Origin of the sequence: Polaromonas sp. YR568 (genome assembly GCF_943369675.1) — a bacterium.
GTDB lineage: Bacteria > Pseudomonadota > Gammaproteobacteria > Burkholderiales > Burkholderiaceae_C > Polaromonas.
On record NZ_CALROB020000100.1, the window covers coordinates 1 to 3,026 of the forward strand.

Annotated in this window: 1 protein-coding gene; it reads left to right on the plus strand. The window is 63.8% G+C overall.

Going from position 1 to position 3,026, the window contains the following annotated elements; all coding sequences use genetic code 11:
• Nucleotides 1-114: 114 nt before the first annotated feature.
• Nucleotides 115-3,026 (plus strand): hypothetical protein (locus ACLV8F_RS24820; RefSeq protein ID WP_411886861.1); only part of this gene is annotated, 2,912 nt, incomplete at its 3' end.

A 3,026-nucleotide genomic window follows, 5' to 3' on the forward strand; every position in this document is an offset into this window, starting at 1 on the left:
CGCGCCGGCTCCATGATCGACATCTCCGGCGGCTCGGTGCGTTATTCGGACGGCATGAATACCGCCACCAAACTCGCCGGCGCGGAAGGCGGCATCTACACGATGAACCGGGCCATGCCCGACATCGACTACGCGGGGCTTGCCGGCCGGTTTACCCAAAACCATGCGCGCTGGGGCGTGAACACGACCTGGCGCAGCGCGCTGATAGGCGGTGACTTCAAGGAAGCCGGTTACACCGAAGGCCGCAAGGCCGGTGCGCTGCAGATCTTCGCGGGCAGCGCGATGGTGCTGGAAGGCGATTTGTGGGGAGGCGAGGTGGTCGGCGACCGCCAGCAGAAAAAGCCCGCCAACGCCAACGGCGGCAAGCTGCAACTGGGCGGCGGCAGCGTGGAAGACCGGCCGTGGTCGCCGGGCACCATCATCGTCAGCCATGATCCCAAGCGGCTGGGTGACGCCTTCAACGCCGGCACGGCCCTGGGCGCTGACTTTTTTGTGCCGCTCGACCCGGCTAACCCGAAGTCCAAAAAACTGAGCTTTCTGTCCGACGACATGCTCAATGCTTCGGGCATGGGCCAGGTCACTTTCAACATCATCGGCGGCGACTTCGAACTGGCCAGGGGCTCGAACCTGGAACTCTCTCCGGGGGCTTCCCTGTTTATTTCCGGCGCCGACGCTTCGACAGGCAACATCCGTATCAACGGCATGTTGCGTGCCGCGGGCGGCTCCATCTGGCTTGATTCCGTCAACGGCCGGCTGGATGTGGGCGCACATGGCGGGCTGGATGTCTCCGGCCAATGGATCAACACCTGGCGCGACGGCATGTCTTCCGGCCCGTGGGCCATCAACGGCGGCGCGATCAAACTCAATCTCGGGAAAATCGTCGCCGACCCGCAGGCCGTGTTCGATGTGTCCGGCGGCGGCCGTGCCGATGTCGGCAAGAAAGGCTTGCCTGCCTTGCGTGTGGGTGATGCAGGTTCCATCACCTTGAGCGGTGTGACGCCGCAGACGGGCCTGGCGGGATTGAACCTGCGCGCCTATGCGGCGGGCTCGGCCGGCAGCCTGGTGCTTGAAACCGCGTCATCGGTGCAGGTCGGCGGCGCGGCCACGGACCCTTCGGTCGTGGTGCTGCCCGCGAACCTGTACGGCGAGCGCGGTTTCGGCAATGTGACCGTCAACGTGCGCTCCAACGGGCGCATCGCGGTGCCGGACGGCGTGACGATCACGCAGCAGGCTGTGGGCATTGATATGACCTCGTTCGCCTACCGCGATCTCGCCACCGGGGAACGCCTGGCCAACGTGGCGCCCATCGGCGTGCTGTTGCCGCAGGAGCGCCTGAAGCGCCGGCCGGGCGGGATCACCTTGGCGACCAGCGACGGGGCGATCATGGTGGGCGTGGGTTCCGCCATCGTCACCGACACCCGCGGCAAGCTGACCTTGGGCGCCGGTGGCGCCAACGGTGCGGTGACGGTATCGGGCCGGCTGGAGGCGGCTGCGGGTGGCATTGAACTGAGCGGTACGAGCGTCAAGTTGAATTCCGGCGCGCAGTTGATTGCACGCGGCATTCCCGCGATTTACAGGGACAAGTCCGCGCATCTGCGGGGTGAGGTGCTGGCGGGTGGTGTGGTGGATATCCGGGGTTCGGATGTGCAGCTTGCCGCGGGTTCGTTGATCGACGTGTCAGGGGCGAGCGGGGAAATTGAACTGGCTGAAGCCGGCGGTTCGCCGGGGCAGCTGCGGTACGGCAAGCTTGGCATTGCCGGTGACGGCGGTGCGATCAACATCAAGGGCAGCTCGCAAGGAACGATACGAATTGCCGGCGATCTTCGGGGGAAAAGTGGCGGTGCCGGCGCATCCGGCGGCTCATTGACGATCATCGATGAAAGTGGCGGGCCGGCCGGATCGCCGAGCGCTGTGGTGCTTCCTACACGCCTCTATTGGCGGGATCCGGTCACGAATGCCATCAAAAATGCCATCGCGACCTCGGTTCCTGATTTTGACCTCTTCGACCAGTACGGTACGGTCGCTGTAAAACTCACGACTCAAATGCGCGCGGCAATTACGGCGCTGCCTGGTGTGACCGGCGGCGGCATGGAAATTGTCAATGACATGAATGGGCCGCTGTTTTCGTCCGTCTTAAAACCCTGGGAGGTCAATCCCGCCATCACACCCATGATGGTTGATTTGCTCACACGGTATTTTTATACGAACGCGGCAGCAACGACCCGCGTCGTCATTCCGGATGTGGCGGCGGTGTCCACATCGCGCGTAATGGCCAACTCCATTTCCGGGGGCGGCTTCGGTTCGGTTTCATTGCAGGCCGGCAAAGGCATCACGCTGGCCAATGGCGTCAACGTCAATGTCGCCGGATCCCTGAACCTCAGTACAGCGAAACTGAGTAACGGCGGCAGCGGCGGCAGTGCGAATTTGTCCGCTTCGCAGATCTCGCTTAACACCTCATTGCCATATGCGTCGGGTGCATGGAGCACGCCTTCCGCGCTCGGCGGCAAGCTGGCCTTGTCGGCCCAATTGATCGACATCAACAAAAATGGCACAGCCACGGGCGTTGCCGGCACACGCATCAGCGGCTTCGGCGAGACTGAGTTTGCGGCAAATGAAATTCGTCTGGGGGGCACATTGCCCGACCAGATTCTTCCCACGACCAACTTGCAGGTCAATCTCGATGTGGACGGCAGGCTGCTGTTGAAAGCCGGGCAAATATACCCGGCGACCGCGATGACTGCGGTCATACGCGCCGGTGACCGAATTACGGTTGATCGTTTATCGGGTGCCGGGGCACCCGCGTTGTCCGCAGGAGGCACCTTGCGCCTGGAAGCGCCGGTGATCGAACAGAACGGCGTGCTGCGCGCGCCCTTCGGGCAGATAGAGCTGGTGGCCGGCAACCGCCTGACCCTGGGCGCAGGCAGCATCACCTCGGTCTCCGGCGCGGGCCTGATGCTGCCCTACGGCACGCTGTCGAACAACGAGCACTGGAAAGACCCCACCAAGGCCGGCGACGCCGCCAATCC